Annotated in this window: 24 protein-coding genes; 17 read left to right on the forward strand and 7 right to left on the reverse strand. The window is 62.6% G+C overall.

Going from position 1 to position 24,136, the window contains the following annotated elements; all coding sequences use genetic code 11:
• Positions 1-271: 271 nt before the first annotated feature.
• The 7 genes from RW095_RS15685 (at position 272) to gltA (ending at position 6,252) form a co-directional block, all read left to right on the forward strand.
• Complete coding sequence (locus tag RW095_RS15685; RefSeq protein WP_317016810.1) at positions 272-1,072, forward strand: GntR family transcriptional regulator; 801 nt, start codon at positions 272-274, stop codon at positions 1,070-1,072.
• 155 nt (positions 1,073-1,227) lie between these two features.
• Positions 1,228-1,641 (forward strand): succinate dehydrogenase, cytochrome b556 subunit, encoded by a 414-nt coding sequence (sdhC, locus tag RW095_RS15690; protein ID WP_317016812.1) that lies wholly within the window; start codon positions 1,228-1,230, stop codon positions 1,639-1,641.
• Between the two features lie 4 nt (positions 1,642-1,645).
• Complete coding sequence (gene sdhD, locus RW095_RS15695; protein WP_128592245.1) at positions 1,646-2,014, forward strand: succinate dehydrogenase, hydrophobic membrane anchor protein; 369 nt, start codon at positions 1,646-1,648, stop codon at positions 2,012-2,014.
• Between the two features lie 4 nt (positions 2,015-2,018).
• The gene (sdhA, locus tag RW095_RS15700) at positions 2,019-3,794 is read left to right on the forward strand and encodes a succinate dehydrogenase flavoprotein subunit (RefSeq protein WP_317016813.1); all 1,776 of its coding nucleotides are present in this window, start codon (positions 2,019-2,021) and stop codon (positions 3,792-3,794) included.
• A 24-nt stretch (positions 3,795-3,818) separates the two neighbouring features.
• Entirely contained in the window at positions 3,819-4,523 is a 705-nt protein-coding gene (locus tag RW095_RS15705; RefSeq protein WP_134963614.1) for a succinate dehydrogenase iron-sulfur subunit, read from the forward strand.
• Positions 4,524-4,605: 82 nt separating this feature from the next.
• On the forward strand, positions 4,606-4,878 hold the full coding sequence (locus RW095_RS15710) for an FAD assembly factor SdhE (RefSeq protein WP_128584448.1): 273 nt from the start codon (positions 4,606-4,608) through the stop codon (positions 4,876-4,878).
• A 72-nt stretch (positions 4,879-4,950) separates the two neighbouring features.
• Positions 4,951-6,252 (forward strand): citrate synthase, encoded by a 1,302-nt coding sequence (gltA, locus tag RW095_RS15715; RefSeq protein ID WP_317016816.1) that lies wholly within the window; start codon positions 4,951-4,953, stop codon positions 6,250-6,252.
• A gap of 153 nt (positions 6,253-6,405) precedes the next feature.
• Here gltA and RW095_RS15720 read toward each other — a convergent pair whose 3' ends face one another.
• Positions 6,406-7,497, reverse strand: coding sequence for an AraC family transcriptional regulator (locus RW095_RS15720; RefSeq protein ID WP_317016817.1), 1,092 nt, complete (start codon positions 7,495-7,497; stop codon positions 6,406-6,408).
• A 147-nt stretch (positions 7,498-7,644) separates the two neighbouring features.
• On the opposite strand from RW095_RS15720, the gene RW095_RS15725 reads away from it, so the two are divergent.
• Positions 7,645-8,895: a DUF1479 domain-containing protein gene (locus RW095_RS15725; protein ID WP_317016819.1), complete on the forward strand. Its 1,251-nt coding sequence runs from the start codon at positions 7,645-7,647 to the stop codon at positions 8,893-8,895.
• Positions 8,896-9,038: 143 nt separating this feature from the next.
• Here RW095_RS15725 and RW095_RS15730 read toward each other — a convergent pair whose 3' ends face one another.
• Positions 9,039-9,290, reverse strand: coding sequence for a GlsB/YeaQ/YmgE family stress response membrane protein (locus RW095_RS15730; RefSeq protein WP_214883518.1), 252 nt, complete (start codon positions 9,288-9,290; stop codon positions 9,039-9,041).
• 468 nt (positions 9,291-9,758) lie between these two features.
• On the opposite strand from RW095_RS15730, the gene RW095_RS15735 reads away from it, so the two are divergent.
• From RW095_RS15735 to RW095_RS15775, 9 genes are all read left to right on the forward strand, one after another.
• The gene (locus tag RW095_RS15735; RefSeq protein ID WP_317016821.1) at positions 9,759-11,138 is read left to right on the forward strand and encodes an amidase family protein; all 1,380 of its coding nucleotides are present in this window, start codon (positions 9,759-9,761) and stop codon (positions 11,136-11,138) included.
• Between the two features lie 22 nt (positions 11,139-11,160).
• A complete protein-coding gene (locus RW095_RS15740; RefSeq protein ID WP_128584440.1) occupies positions 11,161-12,042 on the forward strand; it encodes a polysaccharide deacetylase family protein in 882 nt (293 codons plus the stop codon).
• A gap of 69 nt (positions 12,043-12,111) precedes the next feature.
• Positions 12,112-13,449, forward strand: coding sequence for an MFS transporter (locus tag RW095_RS15745; protein WP_317016822.1), 1,338 nt, complete (start codon positions 12,112-12,114; stop codon positions 13,447-13,449).
• A gap of 18 nt (positions 13,450-13,467) precedes the next feature.
• Positions 13,468-14,223, forward strand: a complete 756-nt coding sequence (locus RW095_RS15750; RefSeq protein ID WP_317016823.1) for an SDR family NAD(P)-dependent oxidoreductase — start codon at positions 13,468-13,470, stop codon at positions 14,221-14,223.
• Between the two features lie 36 nt (positions 14,224-14,259).
• Positions 14,260-15,018, forward strand: a complete 759-nt coding sequence (locus RW095_RS15755) for an SDR family NAD(P)-dependent oxidoreductase (protein WP_317016824.1) — start codon at positions 14,260-14,262, stop codon at positions 15,016-15,018.
• A 17-nt stretch (positions 15,019-15,035) separates the two neighbouring features.
• Positions 15,036-15,335, forward strand: coding sequence for a hypothetical protein (locus RW095_RS15760; RefSeq protein WP_317016825.1), 300 nt, complete (start codon positions 15,036-15,038; stop codon positions 15,333-15,335).
• Positions 15,332-16,405 carry a CobW family GTP-binding protein gene (locus tag RW095_RS15765; protein WP_317016826.1) on the forward strand — a complete coding sequence of 358 codons (1,074 nt, stop codon included), beginning with the start codon at positions 15,332-15,334 and terminating at the stop codon, positions 16,403-16,405. The genes RW095_RS15760 and RW095_RS15765 overlap by 4 nt, the downstream gene beginning before the upstream one ends.
• A 32-nt stretch (positions 16,406-16,437) precedes the next feature.
• Positions 16,438-17,637: an ABC transporter substrate-binding protein gene (locus RW095_RS15770; protein ID WP_317016828.1), complete on the forward strand. Its 1,200-nt coding sequence runs from the start codon at positions 16,438-16,440 to the stop codon at positions 17,635-17,637.
• Between the two features lie 121 nt (positions 17,638-17,758).
• Positions 17,759-18,760, forward strand: a complete 1,002-nt coding sequence (locus RW095_RS15775; RefSeq protein ID WP_317016829.1) for a GntR family transcriptional regulator — start codon at positions 17,759-17,761, stop codon at positions 18,758-18,760.
• A 37-nt stretch (positions 18,761-18,797) separates the two neighbouring features.
• On the opposite strand, the gene RW095_RS15780 is transcribed toward RW095_RS15775, so the two are convergent.
• The 5 genes from RW095_RS15780 to RW095_RS15800 are packed head-to-tail and all read right to left on the reverse strand — an operon-like array spanning position 18,798 to position 24,126.
• Complete coding sequence (locus tag RW095_RS15780) at positions 18,798-19,565, reverse strand: ABC transporter ATP-binding protein (RefSeq protein ID WP_317016830.1); 768 nt, start codon at positions 19,563-19,565, stop codon at positions 18,798-18,800.
• Positions 19,562-20,452, reverse strand: coding sequence for an ABC transporter ATP-binding protein (locus tag RW095_RS15785; RefSeq protein ID WP_317016831.1), 891 nt, complete (start codon positions 20,450-20,452; stop codon positions 19,562-19,564). Before RW095_RS15785 ends, RW095_RS15780 begins: the two co-directional genes overlap by 4 nt.
• A 1-nt stretch (position 20,453) precedes the next feature.
• Entirely contained in the window at positions 20,454-21,368 is a 915-nt protein-coding gene (gene nikC / locus RW095_RS15790) for a nickel transporter permease (RefSeq protein ID WP_128584451.1), read from the reverse strand.
• Positions 21,369-21,426: 58 nt separating this feature from the next.
• Positions 21,427-22,497 (reverse strand): ABC transporter permease, encoded by a 1,071-nt coding sequence (locus tag RW095_RS15795; protein ID WP_317016833.1) that lies wholly within the window; start codon positions 22,495-22,497, stop codon positions 21,427-21,429.
• A gap of 21 nt (positions 22,498-22,518) precedes the next feature.
• Entirely contained in the window at positions 22,519-24,126 is a 1,608-nt protein-coding gene (locus RW095_RS15800; RefSeq protein WP_317016834.1) for an ABC transporter substrate-binding protein, read from the reverse strand.
• Positions 24,127-24,136 lie beyond the last annotated feature (10 nt).

A 24,136-nucleotide genomic window follows, 5' to 3' on the forward strand; every position in this document is an offset into this window, starting at 1 on the left:
CGCGTTTCGGCAAGCGTCTGACCAACGAATGGCGGCGAATCGAAACCTGGACTGCGTGGGAACAGCATGGTGCAGAGTGGCTGCCGGTGCGTCGCGGCGCTGCGAAACAAATGCAGATCGCAACCGCCGAAAAACCCCGCAAACCCTTGCTCGACAAGGAGTGTAGGAGTCGGCAGACGCAAAGTCAACCTTATCTTATGTCTTATATAAGACATATCTATCGCGGGGGAAACGCTGGACGCGGCCCAGCCCTTTATGATGAAATGCGCGGATGAATTCCAACCCGGCCAACACCACGAATCCGAACGGTCAAGCGGCCGCTGGCGAAGGTGTATCCGCGAGCGTCCCCTCTGCGTCACCCACTTTTAGTCCTCTGTACCAGCAGATCAAGGGGCTGATAACGCAGAGCCTCGAAAGCGGCGAATGGAAGCCCGGCGAGATCATTCCTAGTGAAGTCGAATTGGCGGCCAGATACAAGGTCAGCCAGGGTACGGTGCGCAAAGCGATCGACGAACTTGCCGCCGAGAATCTCCTCGTTCGCCGCCAGGGTAAAGGCACGTTCGTTGCGACGCACAACGAAGATCGCGCGCAGTTTCGCTTTCTCCGGTTACTGGCCGATGACGGCGCCGAGCATCCGCACGTGAGCCGCCTGCTCGAGTGCCGGCGCCTGCGCGCCTCCGCGGACATCGCCCGGCAACTCGACCTGAAGCCAGCCGATCCGGTGGTGCTGATCAAACGTCTGCTCCAGTTCGACGGCGAAGTTACCGTGCTCGACGAAATCTGGCTGCCTGGCGCAGTATTTCGCGGCCTGACGCTCGAGCGGCTGTCGGAGTACAAGGGTCCCCTGTACGCGATGTTCGAGACGGAGTTCGGCACCCGCATGATCCGTGCTACGGAGAAAATCCGCGCGGTCGCGGCGGAGCCGTCGGTGGCCGATCTGCTGCACGTGCCGCCGGGGTTCCCGCTGCTGTCGGTCGAGCGCGTGTCCTATACCTACGGTGACCGGCCGGTGGAAGTCCGGCGAGGTTGGTATGTCACAACCGGGTATTACTATCAGAACGATCTAAGCTGAATCGGGCTGAATGAAGGCGCGGCGTCCCACACACGCGCCTTTTAACGGTGCCTTTATTGCGCGTGCTGTAACGGACCTGTCGGGGTTTTCGCTGCAGCGCGATATGAAAAGGCGCTAAAATTGCGGATTAGTGTGACTACAAGTAGGGGTCTAGCATGGCTGAAGCCGTAAAAAAACCGAGGCCGGAATTCCGGAACATCGGTATCGGGCAGATATTGACGGCGTACCGCCTGCCGCTCGCGGGGCGCGTGTCGATTCTTCATCGCTTGAGCGGTGGTCTGCTGTTTGTTTTCCTTCCGTTCCTGCTGTACCTCTTCGACCAGAGCCTGACTTCCGAGCTGAGCTTCGAGGTCTTCAAGGCCTTTCTCTCCGGCATCATCGTCAAGCTCATCACGCTGGTGCTCGCCTGGGCGTTCCTGTTCCACTTCTGCGCAGGCATCCGTCACCTCGTGATGGACACGCACCGCGCGGTCAACAAGGAAGGCGGCAAGCAGACCTCCATCGTCGTGTTCGTCGTGTCCTCGCTTCTCACGATCGCCTTCGCGGCGAAACTCTTCGGAGCATTCTAAAAAAATGGCAGCCCCTAACCGAATCGGTCCGAAGCGTCTTGTCGTCGGCGCGCACTACGGTCTGCGCGACTGGCTCGCGCAGCGTATCACCGCCGTCGTGATGGCCATCTACACGGTGATCCTGCTCGCCTGGTTCTTCGGCGCGCGCGACTTCTCCTACGAAGGCTGGGCCTCGATCTTCGCCACCCAGTGGATGAAGCTCGCCACCTTCGTCACGCTGCTCTCGCTGTTCTATCACGCGTGGGTCGGCATCCGCGACATCTGGATGGACTATGTGAAGCCCGTTGGCATGCGCCTGTTCCTTCAGGCGCTGACCATCGTCTGGCTGCTCGCGTGCGCGGGCTACGCTGCGCAGATTCTCTGGAGAGTGTAAAAGAATGGCTGCAATCAGGAATACTCTGCCGCGTCGCAAGTTTGACGTGGTCATCGTCGGCGCGGGCGGCTCGGGAATGCGCGCGTCGCTGCAACTGGCGCGCGCGGGCCTGTCGGTGTGCGTGCTCTCCAAGGTGTTCCCCACGCGCTCGCACACGGTCGCGGCGCAAGGCGGCATCGGCGCGTCGCTGGGCAACATGAGCGAGGACAACTGGCACTACCACTTCTACGACACGATCAAGGGCTCCGACTGGCTCGGCGACCAGGACGCGATCGAGTTCATGTGCCGCGAAGCGCCGAACGCCGTGTACGAGCTCGAACACTTCGGCATGCCGTTTGACCGCAACGCCGACGGCACGATCTACCAGCGCCCGTTCGGCGGCCACACCGCGAACTACGGCGAGAAGCCCGTGCAGCGCGCGTGCGCTGCCGCTGACCGCACCGGTCACGCGCTGCTGCACACGCTGTACCAGCAGAACGTCGCGGCGAAGACGCAGTTCTTCGTCGAATGGATGGCGCTCGATCTGATCCGCGACGCCGAGGGCGACGTGCTCGGCGTGAGCGCGCTCGAAATGGAAACGGGCGACGTCTACATCCTCGAAGGCAAGACGACGCTGTTCGCCACGGGCGGCGCGGGCCGCATCTTCGCGGCCTCGACCAACGCGTTTATCAACACCGGCGACGGGCTGGGCATGGCCGCGCGCTCGGGCATCGCGCTGCAGGACATGGAGTTCTGGCAGTTCCACCCGACGGGTGTGGCCGGCGCGGGCGTGCTGATCACCGAAGGCGTGCGCGGCGAAGGCGGCATCCTGCGCAACTCGAACGGCGAGCGTTTCATGGAACGCTACGCGCCCACGCTGAAGGATCTGGCGCCGCGCGACTTCGTTTCGCGCTCGATGGACCAGGAGATCAAGGAAGGCCGCGGCGTTGGTCCGAACAAGGACCACGTGCTGCTGGACCTGTCGCACATCGGCGCCGAGACGATCATGAAGCGTCTGCCGTCGATCCGCGAGATCGCGCTGAAGTTCGCCAACGTCGACTGCATCAAGGAACCGATTCCGGTGGTGCCGACCATCCACTACCAGATGGGCGGCATTCCGACGAACATCCACGGCCAGGTGGTGGGCACGGCGAAGGGTCACGAGGAGCCGGTCAACGGTTTCTATGCCGTGGGCGAATGCTCGTGCGTGTCGGTGCACGGCGCGAACCGTCTGGGCACGAACTCGCTGCTCGATCTGGTGGTGTTCGGCCGCGCGGCGGGCAATCACATCGTCAAACACGTGCAGGAAATCAAGAACCACAAGCCGCTGCCGGCGGACGCGGCGGACTTCGCGCTGTCGCGTCTGGCGAAGCTCGACAGTTCGTCCTCGGGCGAGTACGCGCAGTCGGTCGCCAACGACATCCGCGGCACGATGCAGAAGCATGCGGGCGTGTTCCGCACGTCGGCGCTGCTCTCGGAAGGCGTGGAGGCGATCCGCGAGGTGGCCGCACGAGTGGACAATATCCACCTGAAGGACAAGTCGAAGGTGTTCAACACCGCGCGCGTCGAGGCGCTGGAAGTGGCGAACCTGATTGAAGTGGCGCGCGCGACGATGGTGTCGGCCGAGGCGCGCAAGGAAAGCCGCGGCGCGCATGCGCAGAACGACTTCGAGCATCGCGACGACGAAAACTGGCTGCGCCATACGTTGTGGTTCAGCGAAGGCGACCGCCTCGACTACAAGCCGGTGCACATGCAGCCGCTGACGGTCGAATCGGTGCCGCCCAAGGCGCGGACCTTCTAAGGCACAGATCAAAGGAATTCAGAAATGGCCAAGCGTACATTTGAAATCTACCGCTACGATCCGGATAAGGACGCGGCGCCGCGCATGCAGTCGTACGAGATCGAGATCGACTCGCACGAGCGCATGCTGCTCGACGCGCTCGTCAAGCTGAAGGCTGTGGACGAGACGCTGTCGTTCCGCCGTTCGTGCCGTGAAGGCGTGTGCGGTTCGGACGCGATGAACATCAACGGCAAGAACGGTCTGGCGTGCCTGACGAACCTGAACGACCTGCCGCAGAAGATCGTGCTGCGACCGCTGCCGGGGCTGCCGGTGGTGCGCGACCTGATCTGCGACTTCACGCAGTTCTTCAACCAGTATCACTCGATCAAGCCGTACCTGATCAACGACACGCCGCCGCCGGAGAAGGAGCGTCTGCAGTCGCCGGAAGAGCGCGACGAGCTCGACGGCCTCTACGAATGCATTCTGTGCGCGAGCTGCTCGACGTCGTGCCCGAGCTTCTGGTGGAATCCGGACAAGTTCGTGGGCCCGGCGGGTCTGTTGCAGGCGTACCGTTTCATCGCGGACAGCCGTGACGAGGCGACCGGCGAGCGGCTCGACAATCTGGAAGACCCGTACCGTCTGTTCCGCTGCCACACGATCATGAACTGCGTCGACGTCTGCCCGAAGGGGCTGAACCCGACCAAGGCGATCGGCAAGATCAAGGAATTGATGGTGCGCCGCGCTGTCTAGGATGAATAACCCCCACGCTCACAATCGTTCGCTGCCTCAAGGGGCGGTCAGTACGCTTGGGAGCGGCCCGGTACGTACTGACATGAACGATCCATCGCATCAGTCCGACCCTCTCCGCCGAGCGCGCCTTCGCTGGCGCGCTCGGCGAGGCCTGCTGGAAAACGATCTGATTTTCGAACGTTTTTTCAGCCGATATGAGCATGACCTCAGCGATGCAGATGTGGGCGCACTTACGCGCTTGCTCGAGCTGAGCGATAACGACCTGATGGACTTGCTTCTCGCGCGCAAGGAACCTGAAGGCGAGCTTGCCGACCCGGATGTGATCCGGGTCCTGGAGCTGCTGCGCAACGCTTGAGCGCCGCGAGTGCGTTGTTCCAGGCGTGCAATTATCGAAACCCTGTTTACATACTTCGATTGAGGATGTGCTATGACCCCGTCAGATGTTAAAGCCACGCTATCGTTCAGCGATAACTCGCCGAGCGTTGAAATGCCGATTTACAAGGGCACCCTCGGCCCGGACGTGATCGACATCCGCAAGCTGTACGGCCAGACTGGCAAGTTCACGTACGACCCTGGCTTCATGTCGACGGCGGCGTGCAATTCGGCGATCACCTACATCGACGGCGATAAAGGCGAACTGCTGTACCGCGGCTACCCGATCGACAATCTCGCGGAAAACGCCGACTTTCTGGAAACGTGCTACCTGCTGCTGAAGGGCGAATTGCCCAACGTGCAGCAGAAAGACGAGTTCGTGAAGACCGTCACGAACCATACGATGGTGCATGAGCAAATGCACTTTTTCTTCCGCGGTTTCCGTCGCGACGCGCACCCGATGGCGATTCTGGTCGCCGCAGTCGGCGCACTGTCGGCGTTCTATCACGACTCGCTGGACATCAACAATCCGCGTCACCGTGAAGTTTCGGCAATCCGCATGATCGCGAAGCTGCCGACGTTGGTGGCCATGGCGTACAAGTACAGCATCGGCCAGCCGTTTGCGTACCCGCGCAACAACCTGTCGTACAGCGCGAACTTCATGCACATGATGTTCTCGAACCCGTGCGAAGACTACAAGGTCAACGACGTGCTGGTGCGCGCTCTTGACCGTATCCTGATCTTGCACGCGGATCACGAACAGAATGCATCGACCTCGACCGTGCGTCTCGCCGGTTCGTCGGGCGCGAATCCGTTCGCGTGTATCGCAGCCGGTATCGCCTGTCTGTGGGGCCCGGCGCACGGCGGCGCGAACGAAGCCGCGTTGAACATGCTGGAAGAAATCGGCTCGGTCGACAACATTCCTGAGTTCATCAAGCAGGTGAAGGACAAGAACTCGGGCGTGAAGCTGATGGGCTTCGGCCACCGCGTGTACAAGAACTACGATCCGCGCGCGAAGCTGATGCGCGAAACCTGCCACGAAGTGCTGAACGAGCTGGGCCTGCACGACGACCCGCTGTTCAAGCTGGCCATGGCACTCGAAAAGATCGCGCTGGAAGACGAATACTTCGTGTCGCGCAAGCTGTACCCGAACGTCGACTTCTACTCGGGCATCGTGCAGCGCGCGCTCGGCATCCCGACGTCGATGTTCACGTGTATCTTCGCGATGGCACGTACGGTCGGCTGGATTGCGCAGTGGAACGAAATGATCGCCGATCCTGAACAGAAGATTGGCCGTCCGCGTCAGCTGTTTATCGGCGACACGCAACGTGAAGCGAAGCCGATTGCGCAACGTTGATTGGGTTTGAATTCGCCTGCCCGTAGGGAGGTTTGCTACGGGCAAAGGCGGATGCTGAGGCTTTAAGAGAAAAACGCCCCAACGGGTTACACCGTTGGGGCGTTTTTATTTCGAGGCGCAGGTGTGCCGCGAGCCATTCGTCGCGCGGGCTGTTCAAGCCGATGGTGCACTTCGTTGCCGTCGTCCCGATCTTTCGAGCGACGGCGGACGCGCTTGCAGATTGTGCGGCGCCGTCGCCGCATCTTTCGGCGGGTGGCCGTGGGTTTCGAAGAAGCGTCGATATGCGCTCGGCGTCATGCCGCGCGCGGACAGAAACTGCCGATTGAAATTGGCCAGGTTTGGAAATCCGGCTTTCGTGGCAATCAGCGCGATGGGCCACGTGGTGTCCGTCAGTTGCCGCGTTGCGTAGCCGATCCGCAACCGGCTCAGATAGCGTCCCACGCTTTCGCCGAGATGCCGCACGAAGTAGCGGTGCAAGGAGCGCTCCGACAGGTTGGCCACCTCGCACAGTTCCGCGATGCGCAGAGGCTCGTGAAAACGCCTGTCGAGCAGATCGAGCACGCGGTTCAGACGCTCTGCCTCTGATGCGCTGCCGCCCGGCGTCGCGGGCGCCGTGCGCGCGAGTGGGCGCTTTCCGGCTTCGGCCGAATTGGCTGAGTTGGTGGATCGGTCCGGTCCGCCGGACCGCAAAGCGTTATCGCCCTGTACGCCGTGTCCTCTCGTTCCGTCTCTATGTGCAGCCGGCGACGCCAACGGCTCGGATTCCGCCTCCGCGAGTTGCGCCAGCGCATCCAGCACGGCGCCAAGCCGCACGCGCGGCGACTGATCGAGCAACGCTTCCATTCGCTCGCGCATCAGCGTCGCGGCCTCGCTCGAAAACCGCAGCCCCGGCGCAGCGCGCCGCAGCAGCGTGCGCAGCGACGCGAACTCAGGGCAGCAGTCCGCCATACGGCGCGCCCAGTCGCCGCTGAACCACACGACAATCGCCACCTGAGGAGCGTCGGCATCGATCGGCTCAGTCGACGCCCACGTATGCGGCATGTCCGGCGGCACGAGCACGAGATCGTCGCCGCTGTAATCGGCGATGTGATCGCCAATGAAGCGGCGGCCGCGACTGTTCATCGTCAGCGTGAGTTCGTATTCGGGATGGTGATGCCGCTCGAACGGTATCTGCGCGAGCTGCCGGTGGTAGACGCGGACGGAGCAGCCGTCGGGAATGGTGACGCGTTCGTATTGAGGTTTCACGGTGGGCTACCTGGCCGCACGGCGGGGAGTCGCGGCGAATGTCTGAATTGTATCGGCATCTGGCCGCTGAGTATGTTCCGCGACGGCCGAACGTCCTTACTCTTCAAATGAGAGAACACCACACCCACCGCTTCAAGGAGACAAACCATGCCACTCATCATCGACAATCTTCCCGAGGCGGTTCGCGCCACCAAGCGCGCGCTGCGCGCTGCGCTGCCGAACTACAAGCAGGTTTTCGACGAAATCGAAGGCGCGATCCGTCGGCAGGTCGACGCGATTCAGCGCGACCGCGCGCAGGGCCGCGATGCGATTCCCGTGTTCGACTATTCGTCAGTCGTTTCCGGCGACGTCGATCAGGCTACGATCCTCGGCATCAAAGCTCGCGGCGCATGCGTCGTGCGCGGCGTTTTCGACCGGCAGCAAGCTAGCGACTGGAACGACGAAATCACCGAATACGTTGAGCGCAACGACCTCGACGCCAAGCTCGCGAATCGCGCGGAAGACAGGTATTTCGGCAACCTGTCGTCGAGCAAGCCGCAGATTTACGGCATTTACTGGTCGAAGCCGCAAACGGCGGCCCGTCAGTCGGAACAACTGACGAACACGCGAGTGTTCCTGAATCGCCTGTGGACGTCGGAAAGCGAAGGCAGGCGGCACTTCGATCCCGAGCGCGTGCCTGTTTACGCGGATCGCATTCGTCGTCGGCCGCCCGGTTCCGAGTCGCTGGGGCTGTCGCCGCACGTCGATGGCGGCTCGGTCGAGCGTTGGCTCGATCCGAATTTTCAGAAGGTGTATCGGCATGTGCTGGCGGGCAACTGGCGCGCATACGATCCGTTCGACGCCGCGTATCGGCCGGATGTTCAGGAAATTCCATCGCCGGCCGTGTGCTCGATGTTTCGCACTTTCCAGGGCTGGACCGCGCTGACGCCGCAAGGCCCCGGCGACGGCACGCTGCAATTGATTCCGATCGCCAACGTCATGGCCTACGTGATTCTGCGCGCGCTGCAGGACGACGTTCCCGACGACGAACTGTGCGGCGCTCAACCCGCTCGCGCGCTGTCGATCAAGCCGGAGTGGCACAGTTTGCTGCTCGAAGCGGTGACGCCGATCCCCCACATGCAGCCGGGCGACGCCGTGTTCTGGCACAGCGACGTCGTTCATTCGGTCGAAGACACGCACCGCGGCAGCGGCTACAGCAACGTGATGTACATCGCGTCCGCGCCGTGGTGCGCGAAAAACGAGGCTTATCTGAAGCGTCAGTTGCCGAGCTTCTTGCGCGGCGAAAGCCCCCCAGACTTTCCGGCCGACCACTTCGAGACGGACTTCATCGGACGGGCGCAGGAAAGCGATTTGACGCCGCTTGGGCGGGCGCAACTCGGTTTCGATCTATCGCGCTGAGCTGTCGAATGAGAGGCGGTAAGCGAACCGCCTCGCCAGATCCAGTCTCGCTCGCCAGTTGAACCGACTAATCTGCCGGGCCCGCTCACACCCCGAGCGGGCCCTTTTCGCTTCGCCAACGTAGGCGCGTCATGCGCGAGAGATCAGGTCCGCCGGCGCACCATGCCATAAATGACCAGCAGAATGATCGCGCCAATCACCGACGCAATCCAGCCCGCCGCCTGGCCCGGTTGATACCAGCCGAGCGCACGCCCGATATAGCCGGCAATCAGCGAGCCGGCAATACCGAGAATGATGGTCATGATGAGCCCCATCCTGTCGTCTCCGGGCTTCACCGCCCGTGCAATCAATCCGACGACGAGCCCTACGATCACCGTACCGATGAAGGAAAGCATGCTGACCTCCCAAGAGTGTGAGTACTACCGTTTTGATTAACTAAGGGCTACTTCGCTACCGCGATGCATTTCGGAGCATACCCGCGAGCCGGTCGGTTCGGGTGCGCCGGTCGCGCGTCGCATGCTTCAGCAACAACCGCGCCTTGATTCTTTGCAAACGAAGTCTGTTCTGGCAAAACGACGTAACTCCTTGTTGTCATGGACATATCGTTGCAATCTCGTTGGCCAGGGTCTCGATCTGGCTCTGAGGTGTCCAGTCTCTCTCAACGATCTTTCTGGTTGGCGCTCGCGTCCTGAAACCCGGAGATCGCTGCTTTAAAAAGATTCTCTGAGTTCGGCCCCTGCCGATGGCCTCTTTTACGGCTGAAGTGACAGCAACCGAGGGTAATCCCTGAGTTGCTGTTTTTTTTTGACCTCGTCACCGTAAACGTATGTTGTCAACGAAGTACAATTTAAGCGAGAACTGATTTGAATGTCCCATCGTTGGCGCGGCGCGGCGGCGCCGTCGGCCTTGCTTGTGCCTATTGCGAGGGCTCGGTAGAGATCGAAGGCGTCGTGCGTGAAGCGATTGCCCACGCGCGCGCTTGCAACGCTGCCTTCATTGACGTCACTGAGACTCGCGCGCTTGAGGAGTCACGCGCTGCCGCCGCCCGTTGGCGCGAAAAGCGCCCGGCTAGCGCGCTCGACGGCGTGCCGATTGCCTGGAAAGATTTATTCGACGTCGCGGGCAGCGTCACTACGGCGGGCTCGGCACTGTTCCGCGTCCGGCCGCCGGCAATCGCAGATGCGCCGTTGGTCGCCGCAGGCGCGCGCGCGGGTTTCGTGTGCATCGGCAAGACGAACCTCAGCGAATTCGCGTATTCCGGGCTCGGGCTTAATCCGCACTTCGGTACGCCGTTCAATTCCGCTCTCGATGCGACGGTCGAAGGCGGTGGCCATCGCGTTCCGGGCGGCTCGTCGTCGGGCGCGGCGATTGCCGTCGCGGCGGGCGTCGTGCCGATCGCGGTCGGCACGGATACGGCCGGCTCCATACGCATACCCGCCGCGCTAAACGGCGTGGTCGGATATCGCGCAAGCAGCGCGCGCTATCCGCAGCAAGGCATCATTGGACTCTCGAAATCGGCCGATACCTGTGGACCGCTCGCACGCAGCGTCGCCGATTGCGCGGCGTTCGACGCCGTCGTGCGCGGGCGCGATTTGCCCCGCGCGCTCGCCGATTTGCGCGGGCAACGCTTCGTCGTGCCGCTGGGCTGGGAATCGCGCTTCGCGGTGACGAACGACGTCGGCGACAACTTCATGCACTTCGTGGCGCGTCTGTCGAAGGCCGGCGCGCGTATCCAGCAAGTGCGGCTGCCCGCTTTCGATGCGGCATGCGAACTCATCGCGACGCGGGGCTGGTTCGGCTCCCTTGAAGCGTTCGAGGCCTATCGCGGCGTGCTCGACTCCGGCGATGCGGTGCGCATTGACCAGCGCGTGCGTACGCGGCTCGAGACAAGCCGCGGCGTGCCAGCGTCTCGCCTTGCCGAGCTGCTCGCGGAGCGCGGCCGCCTGCTCGGGCAGTTCGGCGCCGACATCGGCGACGCCACACTGCTCTTGCCGACCGTGCCCCATGTCGCACCGGAATGCGCGCCGCTCGAAGCGGATCCGCAGCGCTTTGCACACGTTAATGCCGCGACGCTGTCCATGACCATGCCCGGCAGTTTTCTCGACACGCCCGCCTTCGCGATGCCAACTGGCGCTGACGCGGCGGGACTGCCTACCAGCGTGCAACTGATGCGCGCCCAGAACGACGACGATGCGCTCATCGCGCTCGCGCTGGCCGTCGAACAGACGGTCACCCTGGATTGATTTGCTCAAAGGAGAACTGAAGATGGCTAAGGAAATTCTGATCGCATTCGGCATCGACGTGGATGCGGTTGCGGGCTGGCTCGGCTCATACGGTGGCGAAGATTCACCCGACGACATCTCGCGCGGCCTGTTCGCGGGTGAAGTCGGTTCGATGCGCCTGCTCAAGCTATTCGAGCGCGAGAAGATCAAGACGACCTGGTTCATTCCCGGGCATTCGATTGAAACCTTCCCCGAGCAGATGAAGGCGGTGGCCGATGCCGGACACGAGATCGGCATTCACGGCTACAGCCACGAAAACCCAATCGCGATGACGCCCGAGCAGGAAGAAGCGGTGCTCGATCGCAGCATCGATCTGGTGACGAAACTGAGCGGCAAGCGGCCGACCGGCTATGTCGCGCCGTGGTGGGAATTCAGCAACGTGACCAACGAGCTGCTCGTGAAGAAGGGCATCAAGTACGACCACAGTCTGATGCACAACGACTATCACCCGTACTACGTGCGCGTGGGCGACTCGTGGACGAAGATCGACTACAGCAAGCATCCGGACACATGGATGAAGCCGCTACAGCGCGGGCGCGAAACCGATCTCGTCGAAGTCCCGGCGAACTGGTACCTCGACGACCTGCCGCCAATGATGTTCATCAAGAAGGCGCCGAACAGCCACGGCTTCGTCAATCCGCGCGACATCGAAGAGATGTGGCGCGACCAGTTCGACTGGGTGTATCGCGAACATGACTACGCCGTGTTCCCCATCACGATTCACCCGGACGTCTCCGGCCGCGCTCAAGTGCTGCTCATGCTCGAACGCCTGATTTCCCATTTCCGCAAGCACGAGGGCGTGCGCTTTTGCACCTGTGACGAAATTGCCGACGATTTCCTGCGGCGTCAGCCTCGTCAATCCTGATTACAACCGCAAGTCCGACCAAGGCGAGTCCCGACCATGTCCACTCCCGAGCTCCAAAGGAGCGCCACGATGAAAGAAAATCCTTTGTATGCTTCCGGTTTCAAGCTGGAGCAGATACTGCCGTCCGACGTGAAGCGGGCGACCGTCGTCGCGTTCTTCGCGTGGGTGTTCGCCGTTTATGACTTCATTCTGTTCGGCACGCTGCTGCCGGAGATCGGCAAGCACTACGGCTGGGACGCCGCGGCGCAGGCGGAGATCGCCACGCTGGTCGCGATCGGCACGGCGGTGATCGCGTTCGGGATCGGGCCGTTACTCGACAGGCTCGGCCGTAAAGCCGGCCTGCTGTGGACGGTTGCGGGCGCAGCGCTGTGCTCGGGGCTCACGGTGGTCGGCGGGGCGATGGGACAAGTACCGCTCGTGTTGATCCGCTCACTGTCGGGCCTGGGTTACGCCGAAGAGACCGTCAACGCCACGTATCTCAACGAGCTCTACTCGGCCGCCAACGACCCGAAACTCAACCGCAACAAGGGCTTCATCTACAGCCTCGTGCAAGGCGGCTGGCCGATCGGTGCGCTAATCGCGTCCGGGCTGACCGCGCTTCTGTTGCCGCGCATCGGCTGGCAGGGTTGCTTCGTGTTCGCGACGTTTCCCGCGATCGTCATCTTCTTCATGACGCGGCGCCTCAAAGAAAGTCCGCAGTTTCTGCTGCATAAGCGCATCAAACAGCTGCGCGAAACAGGAAAGGACGGCGAAGCTCGCACGCTCGCGAGCGCGCATTCGGTCGATTACGAAGAGCATAGCCGCGCTGGTCTCGCCGAAGCGTTTCGTGGCAATGCGCTACGCGCGACGCTCGTGCTCGGCGGCGGCATCCTGCTCAACTGGTCGGCTATTCAGGTGTTCAGCGTGCTCGGCACGACGGTGCTGACGCGCGTGCATAACGTTTCGTTCGAGAATTCCCTGCTGATTCTCGTGTTGTCGAATGTGATCGGCTATTGCGGTTATCTGAGCCACGGTTTCATCGGCGACAAGATCGGCCGGCGCAATACGCTCGCCATCGGCTGGATGCTCGGCGGTCTTTCGTTTGCCGGCATGTTGTTCGGTCCGAGCAGCGCCGGCGTCGTGGTGGCGCTCTATAGCCTGGGCTTGTTCTTCCTGATAGGACCGTACTCGGCAGCGTTGTTCTTTATCGGCGAAAGCTATCCCACGTCCATCCGCGGCACCGGTAGCTCGATCGTTCACGCGATGGGTCCGATCGGCGCCATTCTCGCCGGCGTGGGCGTCACCTGGATGCTCAATCACGGCGGCGACTGGCTGCACGCCGCGCTGTGGTTCGGCGCGGTCCCGTGCTTTCTGTCCGGCGTCCTCATTCTTTTCGCGCGGCACGTCAACCCCGCCGAAACCAGGTAATCCGACCGGAGAATCTCTGTGAGAGTAGCTTTGATAACGGGCGCGGCGAGCGGCATCGGGCAGGCGCTCGCGGTAGCGTATGCCCAAGCCGGCGTCGCCGTCGTGGGCGGGTATTTCCCTGGCGATCCGCACGACCCGCAGCCGACCGTACGGGCCGTCGAGCAAGCGGGCGGCCAATGTCTGATGCAGGCAGTCGATGTCACCTCGGCGGATCAGGTGGAGGCCTTCGCGTCCGCGGCAGTGGAACGCTTTGGCCGCATCGATTACGCGGTAGCCAACGCGGGCCTGCTGCGCGCATCGCCGCTCACGGAAATGAGCGACGAGCAGTGGCATCAAATGCTCGATGTCGATCTGTCCGGCGTCATGCGCACGTTTCGCGCGGCGGCGCGCCACATGCGGGACGGCGGCGCAATGGTCGCGGTGTCGTCGATTGCCGGTGGAGTGTATGGATGGGAGAACCATACGCATTACTCGGCGGCCAAAGCGGGCGTGCCCGGATTGTGTCGCGCCGTCGCGATGGAACTCGCGCCGCGCAACATCCGCTGCAACGCCGTAATCCCTGGTCTCATCGAAACGCCGCAATCGCTAGACGCGGTCAATTCACTCGGACCGGACGGCCTGCGCGAGGCGGCCAAAGGTATTCCGCTCGGACGTGTCGGCAGACCGCAAGAGATCGCTTCGCTGATCCGCTATCTGACAAGCGAGGACGCCTCGTACATTACCGGGCAGTCAATCATCGCGGACGGCGGTCTCACGGTGCGGTGGCCCGGCTGAGCCTTCGTTCAGGACATACACAGGACGCTCATCAACATGGCATCAATGTTCTCACTCGACGGCCGCCGCGCGGTCGTGACGGGTGCGGCGAGCGGCATCGGCGCCGCCATCGCGCTCGCTTACGCACAGGCCGGCGCGCGCCTCGTGCTCGCGGACCTCAACGAGGCGCGGCTTGCCGCTCACGCCGATACCTGCCGCGCAGGCGGCGTGGACGTTCAAACCATCGTCGCCGATGTGGGCGACGAGACGGGCGCGCACGGCATCGTCGATCGCTGCATCGCGGCTTATGGCGGTATCGACATTCTCGTCAACAACGCGGGCATGCTGACGCAGGCACGCTGTACGGACCTCACCACCCAGATGTGGGACGACATGCTGCGCGTCGATCTGCGAAGCGTCTTCCTTTGCTCGCGGCGCGCGCTGCCGTCGATGATCGCGCAACGCTGGGGCCGCATCATCAACGTGGCGTCGCAACTCGGCATCAAGGGCGGTGCCGAACTCACGCACTATGCCGCGGCGAAAGCCGGCGTGATCGGCTTCACCAAGTCCCTCGCGCTCGAAGCCGCTCCCGACAACGTGCTGGTGAACGCCATCGCGCCGGGTCCAATCGAGACGCCCCTCGTGGATGGAATCAGCGCATCATGGAAGGAAACGAAGTCGAAGGAATTGCCGTTGCGGCGCTTCGGCCAAGCAGAGGAGGTCGCACCGACGGCCGTGCTGCTCGCCTCCGACCCGGGCGGCAACCTGTTCGTCGGACAGACGCTCGGCCCGAATTCCGGCGACGTCATGCCTTAACGGGCGAGGAGTGTGCAATGTGCGGCATGTGCGGATTGCTCGGCGGCGGGCGTCACTGGTCCAACACCGTGGCAGCGGGCGAGAGCGCGAGCGCGCGGCGGCAGCGGTATGTGCAGGTGGCGCATGCGAACCGTGTGCTCGCGAGCTTTCGGCTCAAGCTCGCGGATTTTCACGGGCAGTCCTTCGTGCTGTCTTCGCCGACGGGCGCGCAGATCATCGTCGACGATTTCATGCAGATATGGAAAGCCGCCGAGACCATGCTCGGCCGTCCGCTTGACCCGCTCACGATGTTCGCCGAAGACGAGGCGCAGCCATGAGCCTCGCCTATGACGTGATTCCGGTGACTATCGTCACGGGCTTTCTCGGCAGCGGCAAGTCGACCTTGCTCGCCGACGTCCTCAAGGGCGAAGTCGCGCGCGATACGGCCGTGCTCGTCAACGAGTTCGGCGAGGTCGGGCTCGACCATCTGCTGATCGGCGAGGTAGATGCGCAGACCGTGCTGCTCGAGAACGGCTGTGTCTGTTGCGCGATACGCGGCGAACTGAAGGAAGCGCTCGCCACGCTGTTCTCGCGGCGCGCTCGCGGCGAGGTGCCGCCGTTCTCGCGCGTCGTACTGGAGACAACCGGTCTCGCGACGCCCGCGCCGATCGTTGCAACGCTACTCGGCGATCGCGTGGTATCGAGCCATTATTCGATCGGTGCGATCGTTACGGTCGTCGATGCCGTCAACGCCGGTCAGCAACGCGCGCGGCATCCGGAATGGCTCGCGCAGGTGACGGCTGCAGATCGTATCGTCGTCAGCAAGGCGGACCTTGCCGGCGCTGCCGCGCTCGACGTGCTCGAACCAACGCTCGCACAACTGAACCCGGCCGCGAGCATCACACGCCGCACATGCGCGGACGATGCGTCGGTCATACTGGACCCGGCGGGGAACGCGCACGACTTCGCGGATTTTGTCCGGCGCACGGGCATGACCGCACAGGAGCCCCGCCAGGGAGGCAGTCCCCTCTCGCGTCTCAGCGCGACGCCCGCGCACCGTCAAGGACTTGCGTCGCTGGAAGCGTTTTGCATCGAGTTCGACGAGCCTTTGGACTGGCCCGTCTTCACGCTGTGGCTGACGCTGCTGCTCAACCGCCACGGTGATAACATTTTGCGGGTCAAAGGCATTCTCGCGCTTGCCGGCGCGAGCCAACCGGTGGTGGTGCATGCAGTGCATCATCTCGTGCATCCTGTTTTGCATCTCGATGCGTGGCCAGGCGCCGGCAAGCATGAAGCGCCTCGTTCGCGCCTTGTCATCATTGCGCAAGGACTCACGCGAGACGCGGTGGCCGCATCCTACCGGCGCCTGTGCCGGCATCTTCAAACAGCCGAAGCCCTAATAGATTGAACTCCGCCCGTTCGAGCTTGCCCGCACCTGCCGTGCACCCATCCAGGGTCGAGCTGCGCGTGCTCGGCACGACAGTTACGCTTCAGGAGCACATCCGCAAACGAGCCGAGCAGGATCTGGGCATCCGGCTGCGCTTCATCGTTCAGGATGGAGGCGCCGTGCAGCGCGACGGCGCGATGCACCCAGACCGCTACGAGCTCTATGACCAGTGGTTCCACAGTCTCGATTGCCTGTGGCCGACTCATGCGCTGCAACCTATAGAACTCGCGCGCATTCGCCGCTGGGACGAAGTCAACGTGTTGCCGCGCACGGGACGCATCGGCCGCGCACCCGCAAGCCACGCGACGGGCAAGCTCAGTGGTGCGGGCTGCACGCCTGCCGACCGGCTCTACGTTCAGCCGGACGGCTCCCTCGCCCGCAAGCCGAGCGAGCGCATCAGCATGCTGCCGCTCACGCACAACGCGGACAGCTTCGTCTATCTGGAAGATGCCATGCCTGCTTCGCTCAGCGGAGGCGAAGAGAGTTGGGCCTGGCTGCTCGCGCCCGAACTCGCGGGTCGCGTCGCGTTGCAGGCGGACGCAGCCATCGGCGCCATCGATGCGGCGCTCGCCGTCCAAGCCAGCGGGCTCATGCGCTTTGACGACATCGGCAATCTGAGCATCGAGGAAATCGACGGGCTGATCGCGATTCTGATCGACTTCAAGCGGCGCGGGCATTTCGCAGGATTCTGGTCGAGCTTCGCCGAAGCCGCGCAACTGATGATCGCTAACAAGGTGGCGATTCAGAGCATCTGGTCGCCCGCCACTGTCGAACTGGAGCGCGCGGGCCTCAAGTTCAGGCTGGCGCGCCCACGTGAGGGGTACCGGGCGTGGTTCGGGGGCATCGGCATATCGCGTCTCGCGCATGGCCGCGTGCTGGACGCCGCGTATGAGTATCTGAACTGGTGGCTGGAGGGCTGGGCCGGCGCGACGGTCGCCCGGCAAGGCTTCTACATTTCGAATCCGGAGCAATCGCGAGCACACATGGAAGCCAACGAATGGGCATACTGGTACGATGGTGCGCGCGCGTCGGCCGATCTCCCCGGTCCCATAAGCAAACATCTCGTGCCCGCGGGTCAGATGCGGGACGGGGGCAGCTACGTCGCGCGTATGAGCCGGGTCGCCGTATGGGACTCGGTGATGGATGAGCACAATTACCTGGTGCGCCGCTGGACCGAGTTCATGCGGTCCTGACGGTGAAGTTCGTTTGACGATGACAAGACGCGCAGGCGCTTCCCGATCTTCTCGCTCAGATACAGCCACGCATCGGCCGGCGGCGCCGCTGACCGCAGACCCGGTCCATCCGACCGATTCCGTGGACGTATCGCCCGAATCCGACAACCGGTTGCGTTACCGCGTGATTCACGATCGGCTAAAGTCAGCCATTGCCCTCGGCAATATCGCGCCGGGACTCGTTCTGCTGGAAGGACCGGTCGCGCGCATCTTTGGCACGAGCCGCGTGCCGGTAAGAAAGGCGTTCGAGATGCTGCACGCCGGCGGCCTGTTGCTCACCTTCGAAGGACGGGGCTATCTCGTGGCGAACGCGGATGGCAGCGCGCCCGAGCCGCTGCGCGCGCCGATCTCCGAAGACACGCTGGGCTTCGACCGTCCTCCCGAACCACTCGATATTCCTTCGAACAGCGAGCGCATTTACGACTCGCTAGAAGCCGCCATCTCGCTTGGCATCGTGTTCGGGCATTTTCGTATCGACGAAAGCAATGCGGCCGAAGTCTTCGGCGTGAGTCGCGGAACGGTGCGTGAAGCGCTCAACCGGCTGCGTGACCGGGGGCTGGTCGAGAAGTCCGCGTACTCGCATTGGCTGTGCGGACCGCTCACCGCTCGCGCCGTGCGGCAGGATTACGAGTTGCGCACATTGCTTGAGCCGGCGGCGTTGCTGGCGAGCGCGCCGTCGCTGTCGCGCGGCCAGCTCGAAGCGGCACTGCGGGACGTGGAACGCGCGATAGAACACCCCGATTCCGTCGATGCAACCGCGCTGTACCACCTGGAAGTCACGCTTCACGATACGTTCTTGAGCGGTGCGCCGAACCGCAAGCTGCTCGCGACCATCAGCCACGCGCATATGCCTCTGATCGTGAATCACGCTTTCTACGATGCGTTCCGGCTGCATCCTGAAATGAGCACGCTGACGGAGCATCGGACTGTCATTGAACTGCTGTTGCGCGGGGAGTTCGCCGCGGCGTCAACGGCGCTTGCCCTGCACCTTCGACATGGCGAAACGCGTACACGTCAGAGATTGAAGGTCCTCGCCGTGCTGCCCGATCCGGATCTGCCTAGTTATATGCAGCGGATCGCGTAAGGGCTGAGCGCTGGCGGTTTCTGCCGGCATTTTTACTTCATAACGACGCGTCCACGCCGAATGCTTCCGCGACCTTGCGCTGATAACCGCCTGTCGCGAGCAACAGGCTGCGCGAGTACTCGCTCTCTACCTTCTGCGCTCGAATCCTTTCTATAGGGAGCTCTTCAACGATCTCTCCGTTGCGCATGATCGCCACGCGCGAGCACAGAAAGCCGACCACAGCGAGATTGTGACTGACGAGGATCATCGTCAGATTCCGCTCGCGGTGCAGGCGCTTCAAGAGGTTAAGAATTTCGGCTTGCACTGAGACGTCGAGCGCGGACGTCGGTTCATCCAGCAGCAAGATGCGCGGCTCGACGATCAACGCTCGCGCTATCGCCACCCGCTGTCGTTGCCCGCCCGACAGTTGATGCGGGTAGCGGAAGCGAAATGACGGATTCAGGCCGACTTCACGCAGCGCATTGACGATCCGCGCTTCATGGTCGCCAATGCCGTTGATACGCAGCGGCTCGCGCAGCGTCTCGTCGACGGTGAAGCGCGGATGCAGAGAGCCATATGGGTCCTGAAACACCATCTGCACATCGCGCCTGCGCATGTCGCGATCCGAACCGGCGATATGCAAGGACCCCTCTGCAACAGGTGCGAGTCCGCTCAGTGCGCGAAGAATGGTCGACTTGCCGGAGCCCGATTCGCCTACGAGACCGAATACCTCGCCCGCCTCGACATGAAAGCTTGCGCCGCGAACCGCATCGACGAGTCCCGCGGCCGTCCTGAAGCGCACGGTCAGTGCATCGACGCGAATCATAACGGCGCTCCTTGCTGTTCGCCTGAGTCGTTGAGCCACGCGGAGTCGCGCGAGAGCACGGGCAATTCGACGGGCGGATCCACGAGCGGCGGATTCGCGGCAAGCAGCCCGCGCGTGTAGGGATGTTGGGCGTTGACCAGGTCGTGCGCCGCGCAGGTTTCGATCACGCGACCGGCGTACATCACCACCACGCGATCGCAGAACGACATGACAAGCGGCAAGTCGTGACTGATGAAAATAAGGCCTGTCTGATGCTTTTCGATCAGTTCATCGAGCACGGCCAGCACCTGCATGGAGACCAGCACATCCAGCGCGCTCGTCGGTTCGTCCGCGATCAGGAGGCGGGGACCCGTCGAGACCATCATCGCGATCATCACACGTTGTCCCATGCCGCCCGACAACTCATGCGGATACGAGCGGGCGACGCGTTCAGGGTTGCGAATATGCACGGACTCGAGCGCCGCAACGACCTTTGCCCGCATTGCACGACGGCCAAGCTTTGGCTCATGCAGCGCGAATGCTTCGCGCATCTGCTGCTCGACGGTCATGACCGGGTTGAGCGAATACTTCGGGTCTTGCAGGATCATCCCCATTTGCGAGCCGCAAAAGCGACGGCGTCTATGGGCCGGCATCGCCAGCATGTCCTGGCCGTCGAAGCGTAGCCCTTTGGCCGTGCAATGCGCGGCGGGCGGCAACAAGCCGAGCAGGGCGCGGCCCGTGAGCGATTTGCCCGAGCCCGATTCGCCGACGATGCCGAGTCGCTCGCCCTTTTTCAACGTGAGCGACAGACCGCGTACCGCCTCGTTCAGCGTGCCGTCATGCGCGCGAAACGCGATGCGCAGGTCGTCGATTTCACACAGCGGATGGGCCGCTTCGCTCGTGTGCATATCAGTCTCCATGACGCGGATCGAACACGTCGCGCAATCCGTCACCGAGCAGGTTGAACGCGAGGCTCACAAGCAGAATCGCGAAGCCCGGCAACGTGGCGACCCACCATGAATCGAGCAGCACGTTGCGCCCCGAAGCGACCATGAAGCCCCATTCGGGACTCGGCGGTTGCGCACCAAGCCCGAGAAAGCCCAGACCCGCCACGGTCAGAATGATGCCCGCCATGTCGAGCGTCGCTCGCACGATCACGGACGACATGCATAGCGGCATCACATAGCGCAGCAGAATGCGCAGATTCGACGCGCCTTGCAGACGCGCAACCTGGATGAAATCGGCCTGCACGAGCCTCAAGGTTTCGGCGCGAGCGAGACGTGCATATGCGGGCCACGCCGTGATAGAGATGGCGATCACGGCATTGATCACACCGGGTCCCAGCGCTGCAGCGAAGGCGAGCGCGAGCACGATTTTCGGAAACGCCAACGCGATGTCCGTGACGCGCATCAGCACGTTATCGACCCAGCCGCCGAAGAAGCCCGCTGTCGTGCCTATCATGAGGCCGATTGGCACCACCACGACGACCACGAGTATGGCGATCGACAAAGTGAGGCGCGAGCCGTAGATGATGCGCGAGAGAATATCGCGCCCAAGCTGGTCGGTGCCGAGCCAGTGCGATGCAGAGCCCGGCGGCAGCAGCCGGTCCGACAGCACCTGGCGCAAAGGATCATGCGGCGCGATCCACGGTCCGATTATCGCGACGATGACGAGCACCATCAGGATCGCAAAACCAAATACCGATAGCGGATTGCCCGCGAAACGCCGCCAGCGTCGATAGGCGAGGCCCAACGCTGCCTGTTTGCGCGACGCGGGCGTATCGGTGAGCAGCCATTGCTTCCAGGTGAGACGCGCGGCATTCATCGGCCAGTCCTGCGTCGAATGTTCAAGAGGATGACGCACGTCGATAGTCTCCGTTGCATCAGCGGGCGCGTGGATCGAACACGCGATAGAGCGCGTCGGTGAGCAGATTCAACGCGATGAAAGTGGCGCCTATCACAAGCGTGCTGCCAAGCACGGCGTTCATGTCGGCATTGAGCAACGCACCCGTCAGATACGAGCCGATGCCCGGCCATGCGAATACGATCTCGGTCAACACCGAGCCTTCCAGCAGGAAGCTATACGAAAGCGCGATCACCGTGAGCAGCGGCACCGCGATGTTGCCGAAGGCGTGCACCCACACGACGCGCCGCTCGGGCACTCCCTTCGCGCGCGCCGTCGTGATGTACTCCTGGTTCAATTGATCGAGCATGAACGAGCGCGTCATTCGGCTCAGATACGCGACGGAGTAATAGCCCAGTATCGCCGCAGGCAACGCCACGTGCGAGAGGGCATTGAAGAACACATCCCATTCGCCGGCCATCAGCGAATCGACGAGCAGGCTGCCTGTGCGCGGCTCCACCATGCCGTCGAACACCGGGTCCAATCTCCCAGGACCCGACACCCAATGCAGCTTCGCATAGAACAGCAGCAGCCCCATCAGCCCGAGCCAGAACACAGGCACGGAACTGCCGATGAGGCCCACGAAGCGCGCAACGTGATCGATCCAACGGTTATGCCGCGTCGCGGCCACGACCCCGAGCGGCACACCGACCAGCACGCCGGCGATGGTCGCGAGGGTGGCCAGTTCGAGCGTGGCGGGAAACACGCGCCGGATGTCGTCGAGTACCGGATTGGCTGTCAGCAGCGACATGCCCAGGTTGCCGTGCAATACCGCATTCACGTAGATCAGAAATTGCTCGACGAGAGACTTATCCAGACCCAACTGGATGCGCGCTGCCGCATAGGCGGCGGCCGACGCACGATCGCCGAGTATTGCGAGCACCGGGTCGATGGGCACCTTGCGGCCGATCACGAACGTTACGGCAAGCAGGCCCGTGAAGGTTATGGCGAGCGTCAGCGCCCAGCGCAGCAGCCGCAGCGCCCAGCGCACGCTCGCGCGGCGCGCGACTGCGGCACGAATGCGGTCGATAGGAGTCAACGTTGTCGACATGGTTCGGACGCCGCCGGGCGATTATTGCTTCTTCACATGCAGGTACGAAACCAGGTCGTTGATCGGCCCGACTTCAAGTCCCGACACGCCTGGCCGCATCGCTACCTGCGATACCTGCTGGAACATAATAACGAACGGCGAATGCGCGAGCATGTCCTTTTGCATCGCCTGATAAAGCTGTGCGCGTTTTGCAGTGGACGATTCGGCAAGCGCAGCGTTCGTCTGTTTAGTCAGATCGGGAATGTCCCACGAATTGCGCCATGCGAGCATCTTGTACGAGGACTTGTCGGAGTTGTCCGGGTTCCACGCGAAGCCCTGCGCATTGCTGTGCGGGTCGATGTAGTCGGCAGACCATTCGCCGATGTAGATGTCATGCTGGCGCGCGCGGTACTTTGCGAGCGTCTGCTTGTTATCGCCGGGAATGATCTCGACCTTGATTCCGCCTTGAGCCAGATTGGCTTGCACCGCCTGCGCAATCTCGTTGTACGGATAGGTGCTACGCACGTCCATCGTCACATTGAAGCCGTTCGGCAAACCCGCTTTGGCAAGCAGCGCCTTCGCCTTTGCGACGTCCTGGTGATATGGGTTGCTGTTGAGCGCGCCGAGAAAGCCTTCCGGCAGAAACGTTTGATGAACCTTATAGGTCGTCTTCACCACGTTCGTCTGAATGCCGTTGTAATCGATCAGCCACTTCATTGCTTCCTGCACTTCGGGCTTCGCGAGATTCGGGTTCTTCACGTTCAAGCCGAGATACAGCAAGGTGGCTTGCGGCACGGCCGTCACGTGAGCTTTGTTCGACTTCGTCAATGCAGCGAGGTCGTCGGGGCTCAGATTGCGCGCCACGTCCGCATCGCCATTTTCGAGTAGCAGGCGCTGGCTCGATGCTTCGGGAACGTGGCGGAGCACGATGCGCTTCATGGCAAGCGGCACGCGGTAATCGTCGTACTTCTGCAGAATGATGCTGTCATTGGCGGTCCATTTCACCAGCTTGTAGGCGCCCGACCCCGCCTCGCTCGTGCGCAGCCATTCGTTGCCGAAGTCATTGCCTTTCTGATGAGAGATCAGCAGTTTTTTATCCAGCACGGAAGCGGGCCACGCGCCCAGAACATTCAGTACGAAGGTCGGCGCGTATTTCTGATCGGTCGTGATGCTGACCGTTGAATCGTCGATCTTTTTGACTTTGTCGAGCGCGTTCTGCTTGGTGAGCCCGATGCCTTGCAGCACGGCGGCAGCGCCCTTGTCGAGAAGCACGCAGCGCTGGATCGACCACGCGACGTCATCGGCTGTCAGAGGGTTGCCGGAGTGGAACTTGAGACCGGGGCGGATCTTGAAGGTGAATGTGAGTCCGTCGGGGCTCACGGTCCAGGATTGCGCGGCGTCCCCGTTGAATTTCGACGGGTCTTTCAGGTCGACGCGTACGAGGCGGTCGTAGGTGTTCGCGACATATTCTTCCGGCACCAGTTCGTAGACTTCGCCGGGATCGAGCGTCGAGAATTCGTCGAGCGTCGTGGCGATGACAAGCATGTCTTTCGGCGTCGCCGCGAGCGCGCTGCCTGTCATCGAAATGGAAAATGTCAGTGCGGATGCCACCGCGACCGCTGCCAGCGCATTGCGCAAAACCAGATTCATACTTGCTCCG

Source organism: Paraburkholderia kirstenboschensis (assembly GCF_032806925.1).
GTDB lineage: Bacteria > Pseudomonadota > Gammaproteobacteria > Burkholderiales > Burkholderiaceae > Paraburkholderia > Paraburkholderia kirstenboschensis.

What these genes read in the sequence shown, in the direction of transcription:
- RW095_RS15685 (WP_317016810.1), top strand. Translation starts at nt 272, where the DNA reads ATGAATTCCAACCCGGCCAACACCACGAATCCGAACGGTCAAGCGGCC.
- sdhC (WP_317016812.1), top strand. Translation starts at nt 1,228, where the DNA reads ATGGCTGAAGCCGTAAAAAAACCGAGGCCGGAATTCCGGAACATCGGT.
- sdhD (WP_128592245.1), top strand. Translation starts at nt 1,646, where the DNA reads ATGGCAGCCCCTAACCGAATCGGTCCGAAGCGTCTTGTCGTCGGCGCG.
- sdhA (WP_317016813.1), top strand. Translation starts at nt 2,019, where the DNA reads ATGGCTGCAATCAGGAATACTCTGCCGCGTCGCAAGTTTGACGTGGTC.
- RW095_RS15705 (WP_134963614.1), top strand. Translation starts at nt 3,819, where the DNA reads ATGGCCAAGCGTACATTTGAAATCTACCGCTACGATCCGGATAAGGAC.
- RW095_RS15710 (WP_128584448.1), top strand. Translation starts at nt 4,606, where the DNA reads ATGAACGATCCATCGCATCAGTCCGACCCTCTCCGCCGAGCGCGCCTT.
- gltA (WP_317016816.1), top strand. Translation starts at nt 4,951, where the DNA reads ATGACCCCGTCAGATGTTAAAGCCACGCTATCGTTCAGCGATAACTCG.
- RW095_RS15725 (WP_317016819.1), top strand. Translation starts at nt 7,645, where the DNA reads ATGCCACTCATCATCGACAATCTTCCCGAGGCGGTTCGCGCCACCAAG.
- RW095_RS15730 (WP_214883518.1), bottom strand. Translation starts at nt 9,290, where the DNA reads ATGCTTTCCTTCATCGGTACGGTGATCGTAGGGCTCGTCGTCGGATTG.
- RW095_RS15740 (WP_128584440.1), top strand. Translation starts at nt 11,161, where the DNA reads ATGGCTAAGGAAATTCTGATCGCATTCGGCATCGACGTGGATGCGGTT.
- RW095_RS15745 (WP_317016822.1), top strand. Translation starts at nt 12,112, where the DNA reads ATGAAAGAAAATCCTTTGTATGCTTCCGGTTTCAAGCTGGAGCAGATA.
- RW095_RS15755 (WP_317016824.1), top strand. Translation starts at nt 14,260, where the DNA reads ATGGCATCAATGTTCTCACTCGACGGCCGCCGCGCGGTCGTGACGGGT.
- RW095_RS15760 (WP_317016825.1), top strand. Translation starts at nt 15,036, where the DNA reads ATGTGCGGCATGTGCGGATTGCTCGGCGGCGGGCGTCACTGGTCCAAC.
- RW095_RS15765 (WP_317016826.1), top strand. Translation starts at nt 15,332, where the DNA reads ATGAGCCTCGCCTATGACGTGATTCCGGTGACTATCGTCACGGGCTTT.
- RW095_RS15780 (WP_317016830.1), bottom strand. Translation starts at nt 19,565, where the DNA reads ATGATTCGCGTCGATGCACTGACCGTGCGCTTCAGGACGGCCGCGGGA.
- RW095_RS15785 (WP_317016831.1), bottom strand. Translation starts at nt 20,452, where the DNA reads ATGCACACGAGCGAAGCGGCCCATCCGCTGTGTGAAATCGACGACCTG.
- nikC (WP_128584451.1), bottom strand. Translation starts at nt 21,368, where the DNA reads ATGAATGCCGCGCGTCTCACCTGGAAGCAATGGCTGCTCACCGATACG.
- RW095_RS15795 (WP_317016833.1), bottom strand. Translation starts at nt 22,497, where the DNA reads ATGTCGACAACGTTGACTCCTATCGACCGCATTCGTGCCGCAGTCGCG.
- RW095_RS15800 (WP_317016834.1), bottom strand. Translation starts at nt 24,126, where the DNA reads ATGAATCTGGTTTTGCGCAATGCGCTGGCAGCGGTCGCGGTGGCATCC.